The sequence below is a fragment of the Sulfitobacter noctilucae genome, from assembly GCF_000622365.1.
In the GTDB taxonomy this organism is placed as follows: domain Bacteria; phylum Pseudomonadota; class Alphaproteobacteria; order Rhodobacterales; family Rhodobacteraceae; genus Sulfitobacter; species Sulfitobacter noctilucae.
In genome coordinates this window covers 1,459,232-1,479,060 of sequence record NZ_JASC01000014.1, presented here as the reverse complement: position 1 = coordinate 1,479,060, position 19,829 = coordinate 1,459,232, and the positions used below count along the sequence as shown (strand labels likewise).

The following is a 19,829-nucleotide window of genomic DNA, read 5'->3' as shown; positions in this document are numbered from 1 at the left end:
ATTTGCGCCCTTAGCCCATGCTTACACTTGCCGCTGACTCAGGCAGTTCCTCGTCAAACAGACGCTGATAGAATTCGGCAACCGTTTGGCGCTCCAATTCATCGCACTTGTTCAGGAACGACAGGCGGAAGGCGTAGCCGACGTTGCGGAAAATCTCGGCGTTTTGGGCCCATGCAATCACGGTGCGGGGGCTCATCACGGTCGACAATTCGCCATTCATGAAGGCTGTGCGCGTCAGGTCCGCGACCGTCACCATCTGCTTGACCGTCTTGCGGCCCTTCTCGGTGTTGTAATGCGGGTTCTTGGACAGAACGATCGAGGTTTCGGCATCAATGCTGAGATAGTTCAGCGTGGCCACCAGCGACCAGCGGTCCATCTGGCCCTGGTTGATCTGCTGGGTGCCGTGATAAAGCCCCGTCGTGTCGCCCAGACCCACGGTGTTGGCGGTGGCGAAAATGCGGAAGTGGGGGTGCGGTTCGATCACCTGGTTCTGATCGAGAAGCGTCAGCTTGCCGTCCACTTCCAGCACACGCTGGATGACAAACATCACATCGGCGCGGCCCGCATCATATTCGTCGAACACGATTGCCGTGGGGTTGCGCAGCGCCCAGGGCAGGATGCCCTCCTGGAATTCCGTGACCTGCACACCGTCTTTCAGCTTGATCGCGTCCTTCCCAATCAGGTCGATCCGGCTGATGTGGCTGTCGAGGTTGACGCGCACACAGGGCCAGTTCAACAGCGATGCCACCTGTTCGATGTGGGTCGATTTACCCGTACCGTGATAGCCCTGGATCATAACGCGTCGGTTGTGGCTAAATCCCGCAAGGATCGCCAGTGTGGTGTCGGGATCAAACTTGTAGGTGCTGTCCATCTCCGGCACACGATCTGTGCGCTGCTCGAAGCCTTTGACGACCATATCCGTGTCGATGCCAAAGACCTCGCGCACGCTGATTTCTTTCGTCGGGTGTGTGTCAATATCCAGCGCGCCGTCGGCCATAGGGTCGTCCTTTCATTCATGCTCCGGTGAGGAGACTAAAGTCCGCCCAGTGGTGCTACAATTCGTCCGGCCCTGCAAGGGCGGGCCCGTGGGTTTATTCCCCGTTACGCCCAGTTATATGGCGCGGCCCGATTTCATGGCAACCTGTGCGCAGCCACAGGCCGCTTTTATGGGGCGGTCGGCGCGGGCCTCTGCCAGATCAAGGCGCAGCTTGATATGAGGGGCATCAGTTGTTTTGCCCTGCGCGATCAGACAGTCATAAAGGCCGCGCAACGCCCAAACGTTATCAGGGTGTTGGCAGGCGCGGGGTAAACCCGGCTCAAGACCCAAGTCCTGCCGGAACACTTTCTCGGCCTCAAAGTGATGGCCTTGTTCAAAAAGCAGCGCGCCAAGCGCATGGCGCGTCGGCTGCATCCAGCCCCAGGGTTCATCATAGGGCAGGGCATCATCCAGTGCGACAGCATCACGCAGGCGGGCAAAGGCCGTGCCATAGTCGCCCTTGCGGTAAGCCAGTTCGCCATCCAGCATCGCGGTTGCAATCTCCAGCAAATCGACAACGCGGACATTATGCAACAGGCGGCTGTCGGGCACGCGTGCTTTGGCATCAGCGAAGACAGCATATTGTGCCTCCGCCTCCGGCACGCGACCCAATGCGGAGAGGGCCAGCGCCTTGGCGTATTCGATCATGGCGACTTTGGTGCAGCGGATTTCGATGTTCTCGGGCAGTGGCATCTCGAGGATCTCTTCCCACATGCCGAAACGGATCAGCACATGCGGCTCCATGCTGAGATAGGCCTCGAAAAAATCAGCCATCGGGGGGGATTTGATTTCGAGCATGGCATCAGGCGTGGTCGCATCCATGCCGCGCACCGCACGGATGGCAGGTTCAAACTGGCCCAGAAACAACGCGCCGTAGATCACGAAGTGGTAATTGTGCTGGCGGTAGCCGGTGTAGATGTTGAAGGCGCCCTCGGCCTCATAGTACTTCAAGTCCGCCGTGATGGCGCGTTCGTTCCAGCGCACGACATTTTCGTAGTGCCCGCAAAGGACGTCAATATGGCTGGGCATATGCACCAGATGGCCCGCATCCGGCACGAGTGTTCGTAGAACGTCGCCCGCCTTGAGGGCTTTTTCCGGAAACGGCGACATCTCCATCAGATGGACGTAGAGATGCAGCAAACCGGGGTGACTCATGCCGCCGGGCAGGTCCATGTGCCGTTCCAGCGTTGCGCGGGCTTCCTGGGTGGCGGCTCCGCTGGCGACCTGGCCCGAGGGCAAATCCCACATCGCCCAAGGTGTGAGGTTCATCAGCGCATCGACAAATAGGGTGGCGATGTCGGCGTCATCGGGGTGGGCGGTTGTGAGGTCGCGCATGGCATCTGCAAAAGCGTGATCCCACGGGGCCATATCTTCAACCGGAACGCGCTGGGGATAGCGGACGGTAAGCGCTGTGATCAGCGCGGCTTCCGGCGCTGACGTCTTGTCTATCAGCGCAAGGGCCGCTTGGGTGGCATCATAGGCCTCGGACAAGGCCTCGCCGAGGCCTTTGGAATCGTAGAGTACCCAAGGCATGTTGTAGTTTGGACCTGCCGCATAGGCATGGCCCCAATGGGCCATAGCGCAAGCAGGATCGGCAGCGGCGGCGCGTTTGAAACAGGCAATGGCTTCCTTGTGGTTGAATCCGTAAAGCCAGTTCAGCCCGCGATCAAACCACATCTGCGCCTCAGCGTTCCCGCTGGTCACTTTTCGCGAAAATGCCCCAAGATCATAGGGATAGTCCATCGTGCCCACCTTGCCCTGGCGTTTTCATCCAGCGCATCAATCCTTGAAGCTGCGGCTGCCCTTGATCTGGTCCCAGGCCCACATGACGAGGTTCAACTGGTCTTCCTGACTGCGGTCGCCGCCATTCATATCGGGGTGCAGCACCTTGATCAGCGACTTGTAAGCCTTGCGGATCTCGGGCTTGGTCATGTTATCCTTGACCTCCAGAATTTCGACCGCGCGGCGCTCGGTGGGGGGCAGGCGCTTGCCCGCTTGCGGCCCCTTGCCGGGGTTCTGGGTGGCGTTTTTGCCAAGCACCTGATGCGGGTCTTCGATCCCCAGCCGTGCCCAGGCCCGCGCTTCAGGATCACCCAGCGGCTTGGTCTTGCGCTCCCACACTTTATCCTCGGACAACTGCGCATTCATCTCGGCTTCGGTAGTGCCGTCAAAGAAATTCCACTTGAGGTTATATTCACGCACATGCTGCTGGCAGAACCAGAAATAATCGTCGAGTACATCGGGTGCCTTGGGCGCGCGGTACTTGCCTGCCTCTTCACAGCCGTCATGGTCACAGACCCGTGTTGATGTCTCGGACGCGCCGGACATGCCGCGACGACCACGGGGGTTTTTCTTTTTCGAAGACGATACGGACATATCGAAACCGAAGGGATCAGATTTGCTCATGGGTTAGACCTTTCCGACTCAGGCAGGTGAGTTTAGACGCTGTGGGGCGAGATAGAAGGGGGCGGGGCGAAAAAATATGTCGAAAGCAGAAGAGATTGAGGCGCGGCTGCGGGCAGCGCTGGCTCCGAGAGAGATCGAGGTGGTGGATGACAGCGAAAGCCACCGGGGTCATGCGGGATTTCAGGAAGGTGGCGAAAGCCATTTCAATGTGCGACTGCGTGCGGAGGCTTTCAAGGGCATGAACCGATTGGCGCGACACCGCGCGGTGCATGGCGCGATCGGACCAGAGCTGATGGGACGTATTCACGCCTTGGCTCTTGATCTAGACGTTTAAGGTCACGCCTTAATCAGTTGTTTTGTCTGTCTTTCTGGTCGCCGCCAGTTTTTCAAGTGTCGATCCGATACCCTCGACATCGTCAGTATCCTCTACGCCGTTGTCAAAGTCTGTAGCGTTGATTTTCTCTGCCGCTGCGGGTTCGGCATCGCCGTCCGCATCATCGATATCTTCCTGTGTATTGATCTTCGTTTCGGCTGTTTCGGACCCCGCAGTGCCGGGTTCATCACCAACGGCCTCGGGCGGCGGCAGCAGTTCGGGCGCAAAGATTTCTGCGTCATGTTCACGCAGGCGGCGAAAAACCAGCACATTGCGCCATTCGGTTGTTGTAGAGGTCAGACCGGAGCGTTCCAAAGAGGGCAGGGTTTCTGCGCGCTGGTATTCCCAGCCATAGCCCGCCAGCCCGTTCATCAGTTCCTGCAAAGCATGCGCAAACCGCGCCTCAGCCCCTTTGACACCTTTTCCTTTAAGGCCCTTTTGCGGGGCAGGGACGACTTTATATTCGTAACGGGGCATGTGGATGTTCCGGCTTCTGGGTCGAGGGCGTTCTAGCGCATGACTTTGCGAAAGGGAACGGGGTGATAGGTCCGAGCAGGGTGAATTGTCGCATACTGTCGACCGGATCTGCACCGCGTGTGCAGGCGCAAACCAGCTAAATGCGGATGGCTGTGCGTCAGCGCTTCAACCCGACCCTACGCCCGATATTCGCGGCATCCGGCATCTCGATCTGCGCCGATTTGTAGGCTCCCAGCGCGTCTTGAATATTCTGTGGCATGGGTGCGACTTTCGGCCCGGACTGGTCGACATGCAGGGTCAGGCCTTCTGCTGTCGCGGCAAGCCAGCCGTCTTTGTGATACAATTCCGAATAGCTGTGAAAGCGTTTCTCGTCAAAACCTACCAGATAGAACAGCGCGTAGACCTCGTTGCCCTCGTGCAGTTCGCGCAGGTAGCGGATGTGCCATTCAGCGACATATGTGGTGCAGCCTGTTGCCGCGATATAGGCCTCGCCAAAGCCGATATGCGGGTAGAGTTCGTCCACCGAGGAATCGAAGAGCACGTTGTAGTAAGCCATGTTGAGGTGGCCGTTGATGTCGATCCATTCCGGTTTCACGGTCATGAGGCTGGAGCGGAAGGGCATTTGCATGTCGGTAGGGCCTTTAGGCTAGTGGCGCGTGGCGCGCTTGTTCTGAGAGGGGCGCGAGGGCGCATCCTGCGGATACGCTGCCTCGCCATGATCAAAGCAAAATAGCGGACGCTTACGCGCCGAGCTTCTTTGCAACAATCTGGTTCACCGCTTTGGGGTTGGCCTTGCCGCCCGTCGCTTTCATCACCTGACCGACAAACCAGCCTGCCAGCTTGGGGTTGGCCTGCGCCTTGGCAACCTGATCGGGGTTGGCGGCGATAATCTCGTCCACCGCAGCTTCGATGGCACCGGTGTCGGTCACCTGTTTCATGCCTTCGGTCTCGACGATCTCGGCCGGGTCGCGGCCTGTGGTGTAGCTGATCTCGAAGACGTCCTTGGCAATTTTGCCAGAGATCGCATCAGAGGCGATCAGGTCCACGATGGCACCAAGGTGCTCGGGGCTGACGGGACTTTCGGAAATGTCCTTTTCGTCCTTCTTCAGACGGCCGAACAATTCGTTGATCACCCAGTTGGCAGAGGCTTTGCCATCGCGGCCTTTGGCGGCGGCTTCAAAATATCCGGCACTGTCCAGATCGGCTGTGAGCACCGAGGCATCATAGTCCGACAGGCCAAAATCCGCGATAAATCGCGCTTTCTTGGCGTCCGGCAGTTCGGGCAGATTAGCGGCGATTTCGTCAACCCAAGCCTGTTCTATCTCCAACGGCAGCAGGTCGGGGTCGGGGAAATACCGATAATCATGCGCTTCTTCCTTGGAGCGCATGGAGCGGGTTTCCTGTTTGTCGGGGTCGAACAGGCGGGTTTCCTGCACGACCTCGCCGCCGCCCTCAACGATGGCGATCTGGCGTTTCGCCTCGACCTCGATCGCTTGCTGGATGAAGCGCATGGAGTTCATGTTCTTGATCTCGCACCGCGTGCCGAGGTGAGCGAAATCCTGAGTCTCGACGTATTTCTCGTACTGACCGACACGGCAGATCGACACGTTCACATCGGCGCGCATGGCACCGGACTGCATGTCGCCATTGCAGGTGCCGAGATAGCGCAGGATCTGGCGTAGTTTTGCAAGATAGGCGGCGGCCTCTTCGGGGCCACGAATGTCAGGGCGGCTGACAATCTCCATCAGGCAGACACCGGTGCGGTTCAGGTCGACGAAGGACATATTGGGGTCCATGTCGTGAATGCTTTTGCCTGCGTCCTGTTCCATGTGGATGCGTTCTATGCGGACCAGGCGTGCGGTGCCGTCGCCCATTTCCACCAGCACTTCGCCTTCGCCCACGATGGGGTGATAAAGCTGGCTGATCTGATAGCCCTGCGGCAGGTCGGGGTAGAAGTAGTTCTTACGGTCAAAGGCGGATTTAAGGTTGATCTCGGCCTTCAGGCCAAGCCCCGTGCGCACCGCTTGTTCGACGCAGTATTCGTTGATGACGGGCAGCATGCCGGGCATGGCGGCGTCCACAAAGGCGACATTGCTGTTGGGTTCCGCGCCGAATTGGGTGGAAGCGCCTGAAAAGAGCTTGGCATTCGAGGAGACCTGCGCATGGACCTCCATGCCGATGACCAGCTCCCAATCGTGCTGAGCGCCAGCAATCACGCGGGGTTTCGGTGTCTCATAAGTCAGATCAAGCATGGGGCGGCTCCTGCGCGGGTGTCTTGGGCCGAGGTTTAGGACAGGGGGCGGTGTGCTGCAAGAGCGTGAAGCCGCCGATCGTATCGTGCTGCGTGGGAAAACCGCCAATTGTTCACGCACGCGTCAGATGGAACCGCTTAACATCGCTTGCAAAACAGCCTACCGTTGTCCTTGCCGGTATGACAGCGACAGCATCCGGCGAGTCCCAGCCAATGTGGAGCGCGTAGAGATGCAGACCGGAACCCGATGGACAGGACGATTGACTGCGGCCTTGGGCCTGTGGGCCACCCTCAGCCTAGGAGCGATGGCCGCCGACATCAGCGATTTTGTGGGGAAATACACCGGATCTGCCGAAATCATCGGCAATGAAGGCACGCCTGTGATGCGGGATATGTCTGTGCAAATCACCGAAGGAAAGAAGGGCTTTACCGTAGCTTGGACCACCGCAACCCGTCGCGCTGACGGCACCTCGAATGTCAAAAGCTATTCCATTGATTTCGCCCCTTCCGAGCGCGATCAGGTGTTCAGCGCCGAAATGCAGCGCAATGTCTTTGGCAAAGAAGTACCGCTGGATCCGATGAAGGGCGAACCATACGTATGGGCACGGATTTTGGGCGATACCATGACGGTCTATTCGCTGTTTGTGACCGCCGAAGGGGGATACGAAATCCAGCAGTTTGACCGGACATTGTCGGAAGGTGGGCTGAAGCTTGATTATCAAAGCGTTGGCAACGGCGAAATCGGGCGGCAGGTGTCTACGTTTTTGACGGCAGAATAACGGCCTGACAACGACAGAGGGTGGTAAAGGTCTAACAGCCCTCGAAAACCGCAATCATCGCGTCACGCAACCGCTGCACGTCGTGTTCAACGGGGGCGTTTGGGTCGCAGTGAAACGGGGCAAGCACTTCGATCCGGATCGTGCCACTTTTCGGCATAAACCTGTCCCGTGGCAGCAATCGGTCGCTGTCGTGAATGACGATGGGCAGGATGTGCCGCCCGGTTTCGCGGGCGACCACGACTGCGCCCGCTTTGAACGCGCCAAGGCTTTCGGTCTTGGTGCGCGTGCCTTCAGGAAACAGCACAACCGACCGGCGATCGGGCATGTCGCGGACGGCTTGCGTCAGGGTGGCCATAGCGTCCTTGCCCGAGGCGCGGTTGATCGGCACCAGCCCCGCGCCGGTAAACCCGGTGCTGAGCAAGCGCGCATCGCAAAGTTCTTTCTTGGCCGCAAAGGTGAACCACTTTTCATCCGGCACGACATGCATCAGTGCAAAGCCGTCCAGATGGCTGCGATGATTGATCACGATGATGCTGCCAGTATCTGCGGCAAGGCTGGCCTTATCGGCGTCCGACATCTCGGCCCGCACGCTCAGCAGCCACAACAGCCGCGAGCAGGCGCGCTTGACCAGCCGCCAGTACCATCCGCGAAAGCCGGGACGGCGGGCACAGAGGAGGGGAACAAAACCTACAAGCAGGAAATAGATCGGCCCAAGCAGAACGAGCAGGATGCGCTTGCACCATTGTACCGGGTGCGGATCAATGGCTCTGGTTGCGGGGCTTCCGTTTTCCATGGGGTCCTATCAGATTGCCCTTTTCAGGCGGGCACCATGAAAAGCGTAGGGGGTAAAGCAGCGCAACACGACTGCTGCCGGCCACGCTCCTCTATCACGCATGCACACGCTATGTTCAACGCCTATGTTGACGCCGGGGCAGGGCGATCTGAAGCAGACTCAGGCCTGAGCGACCGGGCCTGCATCGGTAAAGACAATGCGCTTGCCTGCGGCGATTTCGCTGCTGAACATCGAGGTGATGATCCGCATGGCATCGTCGCGCCCGGATGCCGCAAAGCGGCTTGGCGAATGGATGCGCAGATTGTTGTCGAACCCGCGCGCTGCATGGGCCCAGATCATTGGGTGCAATTCCGTCAGATGCTCACGCACGATCCACTGGGCGCAGTTGGCGATCTGGCTGCGGACCTGATCGGCCTGATCATTGCCGGAAAAGCTTTGACCGATGGAATTGGAGCAATAGGCGGCCAGCAGGTTTGCCGTATAGGCATCGGGACGGCGGTTCAGAATATCCCGCAGACCTTCAACAAAGAAGCCCAGATCAAGCCGGGCGCAGGCTTCGTCATCACATGAGATTGCATCGAATTGCACCCAGGTATAGCCGCCTGCACCCCAAATGGGCTGGGTACGGGACGCGGTGCGCCGCGCTTCAAGCTCGAGCGCTTCGTAAGAGCCGTACCAGCGCGGCAGCAGATGGTTGCCCATCGCCCGCATTGGGCGGGGATTAGCAGGGTTCAGGTCGATCAATGCTTCATAGCGGTCGGCAATTTTCTTTTTGCTGTCAGCAGCACCGCCAAGTAGGGCGCAACCGGTCGCGGCCAAAAGGGCGGAGCCTATGTCATTGCTTTGGAACGGGGCCAGAATCTCGACAGCGCGGTCGAAATGGGCGGTGAAGGCTTCACGATTCGGGCCCGGGATTTCAATGTCCCATCCGGTACCGCGCCAGGCCCATGCGATATCCATATGTGCCTGTGCAACGACACAGGCCACCACATAAGAGGTAGGATACTCGACCAGAACATGTTCCAGCGCTTCGATCCCGGCGAGGATCGGTGCGCCTTTGGCCGGGCGGCCATCCATCAGCGCATGTTCGGCGGCGTAGATTACATCGGCACGTGCGCCGAATGACATCAGCTCGGCAATTGGCATGGTGCCGGGCGTCATGTGGTGCTTGGCATCTGCGACCTCGATGGCCGAGATCAATTCGTCCCACCGCTCTTGCCGGACCAGATGCTGCGCCGCATTCAAATATTTGTCGCGCATCGCTTCTTCGGCAGTGGGATCGGGGCAGGCGATGTGCAGAACGTCCTGCGGCAGGTTTTGCATCACCGTGCGCGGCGCACGGCGGCGGATCAGCGGTTCAGGGGGCGGCATTGTATCTTGTTCGGCGCTGACAGGGGCGCCTTGACCCGTGGCAAAGGGCAGAATGTGCTTTTGAATGAAGGCGCCTAGCAATGTCATGCAATTTGATCCCAGCTCGATTTCCAGGCTCAGATATGTCTGCGCAATTGGGCCGAAGCGTGGCAGCGCCAAGAAGATATCGCGTTCAAAATACAACTAGTGGGCGTGATTGCCGCAATGGTTAACGATAAAGGGGATACTGTTATAGATGCGAGAACGGATGGGGGCGCGTGTCACCATTGTTTCTTGGATTGGCGGAAGAAAGCCGAAACACTTGCAAAACGGGTCTACTCGTTTGCATAATCTGTCGATGAAAATTCTGGCTCTTTTTTGTGGTCTGTCAGTGGTTTGGGCTGGCTCTGGGCTGCATGCAGAGGAACCTCTGCGGCCGCAGCCCCGTGCTGTTTCCCTCGACACGGTGCAAGCTGGTGGCACGTCGGAAGCCCCCGCAGCGCTGGGCACCGGAGAAGCGCGGATCAATGCAGCGCAAGCTGTCTTCACCACAGCCCTCCGCCCACCGGCACGACGTGGCAATTTGCCCCGCACAAGATGGCAGCACATGAGCGGCCATGCGCTCTGGACCCGTGCGGCCCTCGCAGCGCTCAAGGACCATGGCCAGCCCTTGGTCAATCTGGTGCCCGCGGATGTGACCGATTGGTGCCCGAAATACCCGCAAGCCGATGATGCCGAAAGACGGGCCTTCTGGGTTGGCTTTCTGTCCGCTCTGGCAAAGCATGAAAGCACCTACAAACCCTGGGCCGTGGGCGGCGGTGGCAAATGGTATGGGCTGCTGCAAATTCTGCCGAGCACGGCGCGGGGGTACAAGTGCAACGTGGGCACGGGCGAGGCGCTTAAAAACGGGGCCGCGAACCTCAGCTGCGCGGTGCGCATCATGGCGCATACGGTGCCCCGCGATGGGGTGATTCACGGCTACAAGGGCCGCAGGGGACAGGGCGTCACGGCGGACTGGGGGCCGATGCATTCCAGCGCAAAACGGCGCGATATGGCAAGGTGGCTCAAGCGGCAGACCTACTGCAAGCCCATCAACGCGACACGGCCCAAAGGGCGACCTTAAGTCCCTAAATTAAATGACTATTGCATCAGTTGAAAATGCGTGCGGCGGGTTTTCAGGCCGCGGGCATTCAGGGTATCTTCAAATTGCTGATGTGGCGGGGTGCATTCAAAGGGCAGGCGGATTTTGGCACCGGTATGCAGCACCAGCGTCGCCTTGACCGAGAAGTCGAGCCGCGTGTCCAGGTGCACGGTATCGATCTCGTCCAGTGAAACGGCAGCGCGGCGTTTGCCACTGTGCCAAGTGAGAGTGTCGGGGGTGAGGGTCAGGCCGCTCACCGGATTGTGCAGAAAGTCCGAGCAGGCGGGCAGGGTGAAGAGCCCCAGAAAGAGGACGATCAGCGGATGTGCCTCAAGTCCCAGCCAAATGCCCAGCAGCGCGAGCCAAATGCCCAGCACCGTCAGCCCCGTGCCCCATTTGCGCCCCTCTGCGTGATAGCTGAAGCTATCGCTCATCTGCCGCCAGTGACGTTAAGGGTCGATCCGGTGATATAAGAAGCCTCGTCTGACATGAGCCACAGCACCGCCTTGGCGACTTCATCCGCTGATCCGGTACGCCCCATCGGCACCATATGCGCCAGTCGTGCAGCGCGGTCGGGATCGCCGCCTTTGGCGTGGATGTCCGTATCGATCAGCCCCGGTGCCACCCCCATGACGCGGATGCCTTTGCCGGCCACTTCGTCGGACAGCCCTTTGGTAAAGGTGTCAATGGCCGCTTTGGAGGCGGCGTAATCGACGTATTGACCCGCAGACCCGAGGCGGGCGGCAGCAGAGGAAATGTTGATGATGACGCCTTTGCCTGCGGTCTCCATCCGGCTGACAGCGCCCTGTGCCACCTGAATGGCCCCGATGACGTTCACGTCGAACATGCGGGCCAGACGGGCGTGGGACATCTGCGTGACGCGGGCGGCCTGATCGACGATACCCGCGTTGTTAATGAGCGCGTCAAGGCGGCCAAAATGGCTGTCGGTTTCGGCAAACATTGCCTCGATCGCGGCGGGATCGGCCACATCGCATTGAATGATATGGGTTTTCGCGCCGGCCTCATCCGCGGCTCGCGCCACGTCTTCGGCCCCTTTGGGATCGGAATTATAGGTCAGCGCCAGATCATAACCGCGCTGGGCGGCAAGGCGGGCGCAGGCGGCACCGATGCCCGCCGAGGCACCGGTGATCAGGCAGACATGTTTCATTTTACTGCTACCCCATTTTGATCAAGTATTTCTAGTGCTTGGTCTTTGATGTACCAAACACCGAACAAAAATAAGGAAATAGAGATAACTAGGCTAAGAACAGCTAAGATATGGAACAGGATGCCAAACCACTTCCAAAAAGTTGACTTGCGATTGTCGGTAAAAAATGGATGCTCCCATTTTCGTTCTTTAAAGTGTCCATTGCACATATAGCCGTATTCGGTCAGATAAGCAAAGCTGGCACATAATACAGCAAATACTAGGCCTACCGAAAAATAGAGGAGGCTTTCAAAAGAAGTGTGAGCGAGCTTTGAAGAACTAGTTAACGATGCAGAAGCGAAAGCAAGTACTGCAGCACTTGCACCACCGTTCAAGAGAAAAACTGACTTGATCGCCGCAGAAGATTTTTCATCTACTGTGGCAGCTTTTTCTGAGATAAACCTATCAAGCCGCTCATGGTTTGATTTAGCTAACTCCAACTTGAGCCTTTTTACTTCTTCCTCTTCCATGGCTCAGGCCCCTCTAATGCGGGTCAGCATCTCTGTCGTGTCGCGGCTGAGGTTCGGGGTGGCAAGGATGCGGTCCACCTGCGCCAGGATCATGCGCTGGCGGTGGGCGTCATAGCGTTTCCATGTCTGGAAGGCGCTGCACATCCGCGCCGTGGTTTGCGGGTTGAGCGGATCAAGGGTGATCAGCCAATCGGCCAATAGCGTGTAGGCGGCACCGCTGGCGTGATGGAAGCCTGCATGATGCATGACCAGCGCGCCAAAGACCGCGCGGAAACGGTTGGGGTTTTTGTGGTTGAAGTCAGGATGCCGGGTGAGGGCTTCCGCGGTGGCGGCGGCATCCTCAGGAGCGGCCTCCATCACTTGCAGGCCGAACCATTTGTCCATCACCAACCGGTCGTCTTTCCACTGGTCGTAGAAGGCTGTCAGCGAAGCCGTGCCTTTGCCCGCCCGGATGAGGTTGGCCAAGGCGCTGAGCTGTTGGGTCATGTTGTCAGCTGCATCATATTGCGCCTGTGCGGCAGCCCCGCCATCGCGACGGGTGATGAGCGAGAGCATGGCGTTCGACAGGCTGCGCTTGCCCGCCTGTTCCGCCCCCGGATCGTAGGGCGCGGTGACGGTGTTGGCAGCATAAAGACCCGCTGCATCGGATGAGAATGTATCGGCCAAGGCTTCGCGCATAGTCTCGGATGCGGCGTAGATCGCGGCAGGGTCCGGTGTCTCGCCTGCATCATGGAGCGTTGTGGCAAGGTCAGACTGGCTGGGCAGGCCTAGCATCAGCGCGCGGGTCGCCGGGTCAAGGGAGGTGTCGGTCACGACAGCGTGTATGCCCGCCAGATATTTCGCATCGGGAGCGGCCCCTGTACGGATCATCGACAACAGGGACCCCCGCGCCAATGTGCGGCCCTGTTCCCAGCGGTTGAAAGTGTCGGTGTCGTTGGCCAGAAGGTGCGCGCGGTCGGTATCAGACAGGTTCTGAGTTAGCACAACGGGGGCCGAGAAGCCTCGTAGGACGGATGCCACGGGTTCATCCTCCAACCCGGTGAAGCGGAAGCTTTGCTCGGCTTTGGTCATCTCCAGCACGCGGGTTTCCAGCGCCTCGGTTCCGTCAGGATAGATCAGGCCCACGGCGATGGGGATCACCTGCGGCTGTGGGTCAGGTGTGGCAGCGCTGGGCGGTGTGTGCTGGGTGAAAGTCAGCGTCAGTGTGTCCAGCTCAAAGTTTTCCTCGAGCGTCACACGCGGTGTGCCTGCCTGCGCATACCAGCGTTTGAACTGTGTCAGATTGCGGCCCGTGGTGTCCTCGAACACTTTCAACCAATCCTCGATGGTGGCCGCATCGCCGTCGTGACGTTCAAAATAAAGGTCGAGCGCCTGATAATAAGCCTCATCCCCCACCAGCGTCTTGAGCATGCCGATGACCTCGGCCCCTTTTTCGTAGACGGTCGCCGTGTAGAAGTTGTTGATCTCCTGAAAGCTTTCAGGCCTTACGGGATGCGCCAACGGGCCTTGATCTTCGGCAAACTGGCGTCCGCGCAGGTCGATCACGTCGCTAATGCGTTTCACGGGGGCCGAGCGCATGTCGGAGGTGAACTGGCTGTCGCGGTAGACGGTCAAGCCTTCCTTGAGACACAGCTGGAACCAGTCGCGGCAGGTGATGCGATTGCCGGTCCAGTTGTGGAAATACTCGTGCGCGATGATCGCCTCGATCCGCTCGAAGTTCATATCCGTTGAGGTCTCGGGCGAGGCCAGCACGGCGGAGGAGTTGAAGATGTTCAAGCCCTTGTTCTCCATCGCGCCCATGTTGAAATCGTCCACAGCGACGATGTTGAACAGGTCCAGATCGTATTCACGTCCGTAAACCTCTTCGTCCCATTTCATCGAGGCCTTTAGCGCCTGCATGCCAAAGGCGCATTTGCCCTCGTCACCGGGCCGGACGTAAAGGTTCAGGTCGACGTGGCGGCCGGACATGGTGGTGAATGTATCTGAATGGGCGACCAGATCGCCCGCGACCAGTGCAAAGAGATACGCAGGTTTGGGCCAGGGATCGTGCCATTTAGCGAGGTGGTTTTGCGTCAGCACCGGGTTGCCGTTGGACAGAAGCACAGGATGCGGACCTTCGACGGTCACGGTAAAGACGCTCATCACATCGGGACGGTCGGGGTAGAACGTGATCTTGCGGAAGCCTTCAGCCTCGCATTGGGTGCAATACATGCCATTCGACATATAAAGCCCTTCAAGCGCCGTGTTGTTCGCGGGGTCGATTTCGACCTCCGCCTCAAAGGTGAAAGCCCCCGAGGGAACGGCGACCTGCAGGCCCTCATCGCTCAAATCTGGTGTGACGGGCGCACCGTCAATCGCCGCCGAGATCAGCTTGAGCTTTTCACCATGCAGGAACATCGCGTCTTCGGCACTGGCATTGGGGTTGGGCGCAAAGCGGATCACACTACGCACACGGGTTGCATTCGGAGCAAGTGTGAAGTGCAGATCCACGCTTTCGACGGTCCAGGGATAAGGTGTGTAATCAGCAAGATAGATCGTCTTGGGAGCGGCATCGCGCATGGAAGCACCTCTTGTTGGGAACAAATGAAGTTGTCCCACGTTATCTCTCCAACGAAAGACCCTCAACGGGGTGACAACACTATTTCAGGAGAACCACATGTCCGCGCCAGACACAAATGTTGAACGACAGGAAGCCAAGCACAAGCCATCTTTGTTCGGGATCAAAGGTGCCGTGTTGTTCGGTGCCGCGATGATAATCCTTATGGTCATCTTTACCGTGATGCGTGGGGAAACGCCTACCGAGGACACCGTCATCGGGAACGAAGAGCAAACGGACGGCGCGATGAACAATGGTGCAGCAGGGGTGACCCTCGATCCGGTAGAACCGGGCACAAACGAAAGCAACTGACACCAATACACCTATACCTAGCCGAATGCGGCGGTGAACTTTTCGCCGCCGCTTTTTTATGTGAAGGCAAACATGGCGAAGATGCGCAAGAAAACCGATCTGCCCCAAAAGACATGCGTGACCTGTGGGCGGCCGTTTATCTGGCGCAAGAAATGGGCCAGAGTTTGGGAAGAAGTGAAATATTGCTCTACTCGATGCAGTAGAGAAAAGGCCGGCTGATTTGGTAATATAACCTGACCAAAGCTGCTTGTGACTGATCTCTTTAGGCTCTAAGTGTTTCCGAAAGGAAACATTAGCGGAGCGTCTCATGACCCAGAAAATCGACAAAGCCGGATTGCAGGTTGCCCCCCAACTCGTAGATTTCATTGAGAAAGAAGCTCTTCCGGGGACCGAGGTTTCACCCGAGGCATTCTGGGACGGTTTTTCGGCACTGGTGCATGACATGGGCCCTAAAAACCGCCAGTTGCTTCACGAGCGCGCGACATTGCAGGGAATGATCGACGATTGGCACAAGGCACGCGCTGGCCAGTCCCATGATTCTGCGGCCTATACCGAATTTCTGAAGGAGATTGGGTATCTAGTGCCCGAAGGTGCGCCTTTCAAGATCGAAACAGGCGCTGTCGATCCAGAGATTGCCGAAATGCCCGGCCCGCAGCTTGTTGTGCCAATTACCAACGCCCGGTTTGCGCTGAACGCGGCAAATGCGCGGTGGGGCAGCCTTTATGATGCCTATTATGGCACCGATGCGCTGGGCGATCTGCCGGCGGGCGGCGGGTATGACAAGGCCCGTGGTGCGCGTGTCGTGGCCGCGGCCAAGGCGTTCCTGGATGAAGCTGTGCCCCTTGTTTCCGGTAGCCATACGCAACTTGTCGGGTACCGGATCGTGGACGGAGCCCTCGAAGGGGTTTTGCTGAACAGCAATGACCACCGCGACACACCCCCAACGACAACAGCCCCCAAAGGGGTCACGCCGGAAGTGCTGAACGGGATCGGACTGGACGACCCATCACAGTTTGCCGGTTTTCAGGGGACATCCGAAGCCCCCACTGCGGTTGTTTTCAAGAACAACGGTCTGCACATCATCGTCCAGATCGATGCCGGCCATTCGATTGGCAAGGACGACCCGGCGCATGTTTCTGACGTCATTCTCGAATCCGCGTTGTCCACCATCATGGATTGCGAGGACAGCGTTGCGGCGGTGGATGCTGAAGACAAAGTCGGGGCCTATGCCAACTGGCTGGGCTTGATGAAGGGTGATCTGTCCGAAACCTTTGAGAAGGGTGGCGTAGAGATCACACGGGCCATGAACCCTGACAAGGTGTTCATGGGCGCGGACGGCAAAGAGCTTCGGCTGAAGGGGCGGTCGCTCATGTTGATCCGCAACGTTGGTCACCTGATGACCAACCCTGCCGTGCTGGATCGCGACGGTTTGGAAGTGGGCGAGGGGCTGATGGACGCAATGATTACCACGCTGATCGCCAAGCACGATCTTACCCGCGAGGGCGGGAATTCCGTAAAAGGATCTGTCTATATCGTGAAGCCCAAGATGCACGGGCCGGAAGAGGTGGCCTTTACCGATGAGATTTTTACACATGTCGAAAAGGTCCTGGGGCTGGCCCCTAACACCGTCAAGATCGGAATCATGGACGAGGAGCGCCGGACGTCTGTCAATCTGATGGAATGTATCCGCGCAGCGAAGTCGCGGGTCGCCTTTATCAACACCGGTTTTCTGGACCGCACGGGGGACGAGATACATACCTCCATGGAAGCGGGGCCGATGGTGCCGAAAGGTGATATGAAGAATGCCGCATGGATTGCAGCCTATGAAGATCGCAATGTCGATATCGGTCTGGCCTGTGGTCTGAAAGGCCGTGCGCAGATCGGTAAGGGCATGTGGGCGATGCCGGACCGGATGGAAGAGATGCTGACCACCAAAATCGGCCATCCACAGGCCGGTGCAACCTGCGCCTGGGTGCCATCCCCCACGGCAGCGACATTGCACGCGATGCATTACCACAAGGTAGATGTATTGGCGCGACAGGATGAGCTCAAGGCAGGGGGCGCGCGCGGCACCTTGGAAGATTTGCTGACGATCCCCGTGCTGGATGGCCGCAATCTGTCAGACGAAGAAATCACTCGCGAGATTGAGAACAACGCGCAAGGCATCCTTGGCTATGTAGTGCGCTGGGTGGATCAGGGTGTGGGATGTTCCAAAGTGCCGGACATCAATGATGTGGGCCTGATGGAAGACCGCGCCACCTGTCGTATCTCTGCGCAGGGGTTGGCAAACTGGCTGCACCACGGGGTGGTGAACGCCGATCAGGTACGCGCCGCGATGCAAAAAATGGCCGCAGTGGTGGACCGTCAGAATGCTGGCGACCCCCTCTATACACCGATGGCACCGGGATTTGACGGCATCGCCTTTCAAGCGGCTTGTGATTTGGTGTTTGAGGGGCGTGAGCAGCCTTCAGGCTATACAGAGCCGGTGTTGCACCGGCGGCGGCTGGAGTTGAAAGCGGCTGGCTGAGGGGCAGGAACGAACGCATCCCTTGGCCCAGGCGGCCGAGGGTGCACTACGGTATATAAGGCCAAAAAGAGAAAAGAGGGACCGATGACAATATCATTGCGCAAAGCACGGACAATTATCCGTAAGGCATTGGAAAAAGGAAGAGAATTGGGGTTCAAACCGCTATCGGCTGTCGTGCTGGACGCGGGTGGACATGTGCAGGCCTTCGAGCGGGATGACGGTGCAGCGCCGGGGCGTTTTGCGATTGCACATGGCAAGGCCTACGGCTCGGTGATGTTGGGCATGGCGGGCACGGCGCAGATGAAACGCGCAGAAGATCAGGCCTATTTCATGGCGGCGGTGAACGGCGTTTACGGCGGTCAGGTGATCCCTGTGCCGGGCGGTCTTTTGCTGCGTGACAAAAAAGGTGCCGTGATCGGTGCCGTGGGCGTCACCGGCGATACTTCTGATAATGATGTGATCGCCGCGATGGCTGGCATCGAGGCGGCCGGTTTGACAGGGGAAGCCTAACGGCCTTGTCAGACCTGTCTTAAATTTTGGGCGGTGCCGGTCTTCTGGGACCGGCGCGGCCCCTGATACCGGGTGTGGTGCTTGAGGCCTTGGGCATGCTGCCTTATAAGAGGGCAACTTCAGGCAAGTGCAGGTGCGTTATGGCCCGTCCGGTCGTCGGTATTATCGGCAATTCCTATTTGATCAACGAACAATATGCCGTCCACGCCGGAGGTCAAATGAACTCCGAGGCGGTGGCGTCGGTTTCGGGCTGTTTGCCGATGATCATTCCAACCGATCCGGGCCTTGTCAGTGTGTCAGAGCTGCTGGACATCTGTGACGGCTTTTTGCTGACCGGGGGGCGGCCCAATGTCCATCCCGAGGAATACGGCGAGGTTGAAACGGCTGCGCATGGGGCCTTTGACCGCGGTCGCGACGCTGTGGCACTCGGGCTGGTGCGCGCCTGTGTGGAGCGGGGGCAACCTTTCCTTGGTATCTGTCGGGGCTTCCAAGAGGTCAACGTGGCCATGGGCGGTACGCTTTATCCCGAAATTCGCGAGTTGCCGGGGCGTATGAACCATCGGATGCCGCCCGACGGCACGATGGAAGAGAAATTCGAGTTGCGCCATGACGTTACCTTTACCGAAGGTGGCGTTTTCCATGGGGTTATGGGCCAGCAATCGGTGCGGACCAATACGCTGCATGGGCAAGGCATCAAAGAGGCCGGTTCGAGGATTGTCATCGACGGACACGCCGAAGACGGCACGCCGGAAGCGATCTATGTGCAAGGTGCGCCCGGTTACACTCTTGCAGTGCAATGGCATCCCGAATGGAACGCTGCAGCCGATCCTGTGTCCCGCCCCTTGTTCAGCAGCTTTGGCGATGCGGTTCGGGATTGGGCGGCACAGCGCAGGCAGCCCGCACTGAAAGCGGTTTGACCCTAAGATAGGACCGCGTCTGCAGGCGAAAACGCATAGGGCGTCTTTGGTTCAGACGTCTGGTGATCCGCCGCTGGCGCAAACATCGGCGGTTTCATTTGGCCAAGCTGCCGATCCCTGTGGAGAGAACTGTGGGGCCAGTCCTGAGGCTGCGCGCAAAGGCCTGACTGCACAGGACTAAGGTAGATCAGATTACGGTGCCGTTCGAAATCTGCCCGGTTACTGATAGGGTGCACCCAACAGTATCGTTGCCAGATGCCCTTATCGGCGCGTTTGACCTTTGCCAGATTGCGCCCCATAGGTGCCGGCTGCATCCGTGAAAAGCGGGACTTCAGCAAAGCAACGCGGCAGTCACAGCGCGGATCACCTTCCGGCATGGTCCAGAGCGCGTGGATCGTATTGGGCAGGATTGCAATCGCGTCGATGCGGAATGGGTGCTTTGCCAAGGTGGCTCGCATAGCCTGGCGCAATTGATCGATCCTGCGCACAAGTAGATCGCTCTGCCGGTCGGCCAGTCTGATCGTCAGAAAGTGGGTTGTGCCGGTCGCTTTGGGGCAAATGCTGTGTGACATGCCTTTCTGTCTGGCAAATCGAGGTTAATGCCGGGTTAAACCTCGCATTTAATTCGTACCTGATGCGTGATCTTGTCTTTCAGCGTGGGAATATGCAATCTAGGGTAGTGAT

The 19,829-nt window shown here is 58.5% G+C and carries 21 protein-coding genes; 8 read left to right on the top strand and 13 right to left on the bottom strand.

The window, feature by feature from the left end; genetic code table 11:
* Positions 1 to 10: 10 nt before the first annotated feature.
* The 3 genes from cobS to Z945_RS0117380 all read right to left on the bottom strand — a co-directional run bounded on the left by cobS (position 11) and on the right by Z945_RS0117380 (position 3,442).
* On the bottom strand, positions 11 to 997 hold the full coding sequence (gene cobS, locus Z945_RS0117390; protein ID WP_025053369.1) for a cobaltochelatase subunit CobS: 987 nt from the start codon (positions 995 to 997) through the stop codon (positions 11 to 13).
* Between the two features lie 114 nt (positions 998 to 1,111).
* Complete coding sequence (locus Z945_RS0117385; protein WP_025053368.1) at positions 1,112 to 2,779, bottom strand: tetratricopeptide repeat protein; 1,668 nt, start codon at positions 2,777 to 2,779, stop codon at positions 1,112 to 1,114.
* Positions 2,780 to 2,815: 36 nt separating this feature from the next.
* The gene (locus tag Z945_RS0117380) at positions 2,816 to 3,442 is read right to left on the bottom strand and encodes a DnaJ domain-containing protein (protein WP_025053367.1); all 627 of its coding nucleotides are present in this window, start codon (positions 3,440 to 3,442) and stop codon (positions 2,816 to 2,818) included.
* 76 nt (positions 3,443 to 3,518) lie between these two features.
* Between Z945_RS0117380 and Z945_RS0117375 the strand changes: the two genes are divergently transcribed.
* On the top strand, positions 3,519 to 3,776 hold the full coding sequence (locus Z945_RS0117375) for a BolA family protein (RefSeq protein WP_025053366.1): 258 nt from the start codon (positions 3,519 to 3,521) through the stop codon (positions 3,774 to 3,776).
* A gap of 9 nt (positions 3,777 to 3,785) precedes the next feature.
* Here Z945_RS0117375 and Z945_RS0117370 read toward each other — a convergent pair whose 3' ends face one another.
* From Z945_RS0117370 to gatB, 3 genes are all read right to left on the bottom strand, one after another.
* On the bottom strand, positions 3,786 to 4,292 hold the full coding sequence (locus tag Z945_RS0117370; protein ID WP_025053365.1) for a hypothetical protein: 507 nt from the start codon (positions 4,290 to 4,292) through the stop codon (positions 3,786 to 3,788).
* 157 nt (positions 4,293 to 4,449) lie between these two features.
* Positions 4,450 to 4,920: a thioesterase family protein gene (locus Z945_RS0117365; protein WP_025053364.1), complete on the bottom strand. Its 471-nt coding sequence runs from the start codon at positions 4,918 to 4,920 to the stop codon at positions 4,450 to 4,452.
* 112 nt (positions 4,921 to 5,032) lie between these two features.
* Complete coding sequence (gatB, locus tag Z945_RS0117360; protein ID WP_025053363.1) at positions 5,033 to 6,544, bottom strand: Asp-tRNA(Asn)/Glu-tRNA(Gln) amidotransferase subunit GatB; 1,512 nt, start codon at positions 6,542 to 6,544, stop codon at positions 5,033 to 5,035.
* A 229-nt stretch (positions 6,545 to 6,773) separates the two neighbouring features.
* On the opposite strand from gatB, the gene Z945_RS0117355 reads away from it, so the two are divergent.
* Positions 6,774 to 7,322 carry a hypothetical protein gene (locus Z945_RS0117355; protein ID WP_241434524.1) on the top strand — a complete coding sequence of 183 codons (549 nt, stop codon included), beginning with the start codon at positions 6,774 to 6,776 and terminating at the stop codon, positions 7,320 to 7,322.
* Between the two features lie 31 nt (positions 7,323 to 7,353).
* Here Z945_RS0117355 and Z945_RS20165 read toward each other — a convergent pair whose 3' ends face one another.
* Together Z945_RS20165 and Z945_RS19830 are read right to left on the bottom strand one after the other, a co-directional pair.
* Positions 7,354 to 8,115 carry a lysophospholipid acyltransferase family protein gene (locus Z945_RS20165; protein ID WP_025053361.1) on the bottom strand — a complete coding sequence of 254 codons (762 nt, stop codon included), beginning with the start codon at positions 8,113 to 8,115 and terminating at the stop codon, positions 7,354 to 7,356.
* A gap of 159 nt (positions 8,116 to 8,274) precedes the next feature.
* A complete protein-coding gene (locus Z945_RS19830) occupies positions 8,275 to 9,573 on the bottom strand; it encodes a hypothetical protein (protein ID WP_241434523.1) in 1,299 nt (432 codons plus the stop codon).
* 214 nt (positions 9,574 to 9,787) lie between these two features.
* Between Z945_RS19830 and Z945_RS19825 the strand changes: the two genes are divergently transcribed.
* Positions 9,788 to 10,588, top strand: coding sequence for a transglycosylase SLT domain-containing protein (locus Z945_RS19825; protein WP_241434522.1), 801 nt, complete (start codon positions 9,788 to 9,790; stop codon positions 10,586 to 10,588).
* 17 nt (positions 10,589 to 10,605) lie between these two features.
* On the opposite strand, the gene Z945_RS0117335 is transcribed toward Z945_RS19825, so the two are convergent.
* From Z945_RS0117335 to pepN, 4 genes are read right to left on the bottom strand one after another with little or no spacing between them, the layout of a single operon-like run.
* Entirely contained in the window at positions 10,606 to 11,040 is a 435-nt protein-coding gene (locus Z945_RS0117335; RefSeq protein ID WP_025053358.1) for a hypothetical protein, read from the bottom strand.
* The gene (locus tag Z945_RS0117330; protein ID WP_025053357.1) at positions 11,037 to 11,774 is read right to left on the bottom strand and encodes an SDR family oxidoreductase; all 738 of its coding nucleotides are present in this window, start codon (positions 11,772 to 11,774) and stop codon (positions 11,037 to 11,039) included. The genes Z945_RS0117335 and Z945_RS0117330 overlap by 4 nt, the downstream gene beginning before the upstream one ends.
* Positions 11,771 to 12,283, bottom strand: coding sequence for a hypothetical protein (locus tag Z945_RS0117325; protein ID WP_025053356.1), 513 nt, complete (start codon positions 12,281 to 12,283; stop codon positions 11,771 to 11,773). Before Z945_RS0117325 ends, Z945_RS0117330 begins: the two co-directional genes overlap by 4 nt.
* Before the next feature lie 3 nt (positions 12,284 to 12,286).
* The gene (gene pepN / locus Z945_RS0117320) at positions 12,287 to 14,842 is read right to left on the bottom strand and encodes an aminopeptidase N (RefSeq protein WP_025053355.1); all 2,556 of its coding nucleotides are present in this window, start codon (positions 14,840 to 14,842) and stop codon (positions 12,287 to 12,289) included.
* Positions 14,843 to 14,939: 97 nt separating this feature from the next.
* Between pepN and Z945_RS20735 the strand changes: the two genes are divergently transcribed.
* The 5 genes from Z945_RS20735 (at position 14,940) to Z945_RS0117295 (ending at position 19,145) form a co-directional block, all read left to right on the top strand.
* Positions 14,940 to 15,191, top strand: a complete 252-nt coding sequence (locus tag Z945_RS20735) for a hypothetical protein (protein WP_025053354.1) — start codon at positions 14,940 to 14,942, stop codon at positions 15,189 to 15,191.
* A gap of 72 nt (positions 15,192 to 15,263) precedes the next feature.
* Entirely contained in the window at positions 15,264 to 15,410 is a 147-nt protein-coding gene (locus Z945_RS20400; RefSeq protein ID WP_081781020.1) for a DUF2256 domain-containing protein, read from the top strand.
* Between the two features lie 88 nt (positions 15,411 to 15,498).
* Positions 15,499 to 17,718 carry a malate synthase G gene (locus Z945_RS0117305; RefSeq protein WP_025053353.1) on the top strand — a complete coding sequence of 740 codons (2,220 nt, stop codon included), beginning with the start codon at positions 15,499 to 15,501 and terminating at the stop codon, positions 17,716 to 17,718.
* 84 nt (positions 17,719 to 17,802) lie between these two features.
* Positions 17,803 to 18,228, top strand: a complete 426-nt coding sequence (locus Z945_RS0117300; RefSeq protein WP_025053352.1) for a GlcG/HbpS family heme-binding protein — start codon at positions 17,803 to 17,805, stop codon at positions 18,226 to 18,228.
* A 140-nt stretch (positions 18,229 to 18,368) separates the two neighbouring features.
* Positions 18,369 to 19,145 carry a gamma-glutamyl-gamma-aminobutyrate hydrolase family protein gene (locus Z945_RS0117295; protein ID WP_025053351.1) on the top strand — a complete coding sequence of 259 codons (777 nt, stop codon included), beginning with the start codon at positions 18,369 to 18,371 and terminating at the stop codon, positions 19,143 to 19,145.
* A 2-nt stretch (positions 19,146 to 19,147) separates the two neighbouring features.
* Here Z945_RS0117295 and Z945_RS19820 read toward each other — a convergent pair whose 3' ends face one another.
* On the bottom strand, positions 19,148 to 19,717 hold the full coding sequence (locus Z945_RS19820; protein WP_025053350.1) for an REP-associated tyrosine transposase: 570 nt from the start codon (positions 19,715 to 19,717) through the stop codon (positions 19,148 to 19,150).
* Positions 19,718 to 19,829 lie beyond the last annotated feature (112 nt).

Excerpts from the sequence above, each read along its gene's own strand:
- cobS (WP_025053369.1), bottom strand. The coding sequence starts at position 997 with ATGGCCGACGGCGCGCTGGATATTGACACACACCCGACGAAAGAAATC.
- Z945_RS0117385 (WP_025053368.1), bottom strand. The coding sequence starts at position 2,779 with ATGGACTATCCCTATGATCTTGGGGCATTTTCGCGAAAAGTGACCAGC.
- Z945_RS0117380 (WP_025053367.1), bottom strand. The coding sequence starts at position 3,442 with ATGAGCAAATCTGATCCCTTCGGTTTCGATATGTCCGTATCGTCTTCG.
- Z945_RS0117375 (WP_025053366.1), top strand. The coding sequence starts at position 3,519 with ATGTCGAAAGCAGAAGAGATTGAGGCGCGGCTGCGGGCAGCGCTGGCT.
- Z945_RS0117370 (WP_025053365.1), bottom strand. The coding sequence starts at position 4,292 with ATGCCCCGTTACGAATATAAAGTCGTCCCTGCCCCGCAAAAGGGCCTT.
- Z945_RS0117365 (WP_025053364.1), bottom strand. The coding sequence starts at position 4,920 with ATGCAAATGCCCTTCCGCTCCAGCCTCATGACCGTGAAACCGGAATGG.
- gatB (WP_025053363.1), bottom strand. The coding sequence starts at position 6,544 with ATGCTTGATCTGACTTATGAGACACCGAAACCCCGCGTGATTGCTGGC.
- Z945_RS0117355 (WP_241434524.1), top strand. The coding sequence starts at position 6,774 with ATGCAGACCGGAACCCGATGGACAGGACGATTGACTGCGGCCTTGGGC.
- Z945_RS20165 (WP_025053361.1), bottom strand. The coding sequence starts at position 8,115 with ATGGAAAACGGAAGCCCCGCAACCAGAGCCATTGATCCGCACCCGGTA.
- Z945_RS19830 (WP_241434523.1), bottom strand. The coding sequence starts at position 9,573 with ATGACATTGCTAGGCGCCTTCATTCAAAAGCACATTCTGCCCTTTGCC.
- Z945_RS0117335 (WP_025053358.1), bottom strand. The coding sequence starts at position 11,040 with ATGAGCGATAGCTTCAGCTATCACGCAGAGGGGCGCAAATGGGGCACG.
- Z945_RS0117330 (WP_025053357.1), bottom strand. The coding sequence starts at position 11,774 with ATGAAACATGTCTGCCTGATCACCGGTGCCTCGGCGGGCATCGGTGCC.
- Z945_RS0117325 (WP_025053356.1), bottom strand. The coding sequence starts at position 12,283 with ATGGAAGAGGAAGAAGTAAAAAGGCTCAAGTTGGAGTTAGCTAAATCA.
- pepN (WP_025053355.1), bottom strand. The coding sequence starts at position 14,842 with ATGCGCGATGCCGCTCCCAAGACGATCTATCTTGCTGATTACACACCT.
- Z945_RS20735 (WP_025053354.1), top strand. The coding sequence starts at position 14,940 with ATGTCCGCGCCAGACACAAATGTTGAACGACAGGAAGCCAAGCACAAG.
- Z945_RS20400 (WP_081781020.1), top strand. The coding sequence starts at position 15,264 with ATGGCGAAGATGCGCAAGAAAACCGATCTGCCCCAAAAGACATGCGTG.
- Z945_RS0117305 (WP_025053353.1), top strand. The coding sequence starts at position 15,499 with ATGACCCAGAAAATCGACAAAGCCGGATTGCAGGTTGCCCCCCAACTC.
- Z945_RS0117300 (WP_025053352.1), top strand. The coding sequence starts at position 17,803 with ATGACAATATCATTGCGCAAAGCACGGACAATTATCCGTAAGGCATTG.
- Z945_RS0117295 (WP_025053351.1), top strand. The coding sequence starts at position 18,369 with ATGGCCCGTCCGGTCGTCGGTATTATCGGCAATTCCTATTTGATCAAC.
- Z945_RS19820 (WP_025053350.1), bottom strand. The coding sequence starts at position 19,717 with ATGTCACACAGCATTTGCCCCAAAGCGACCGGCACAACCCACTTTCTG.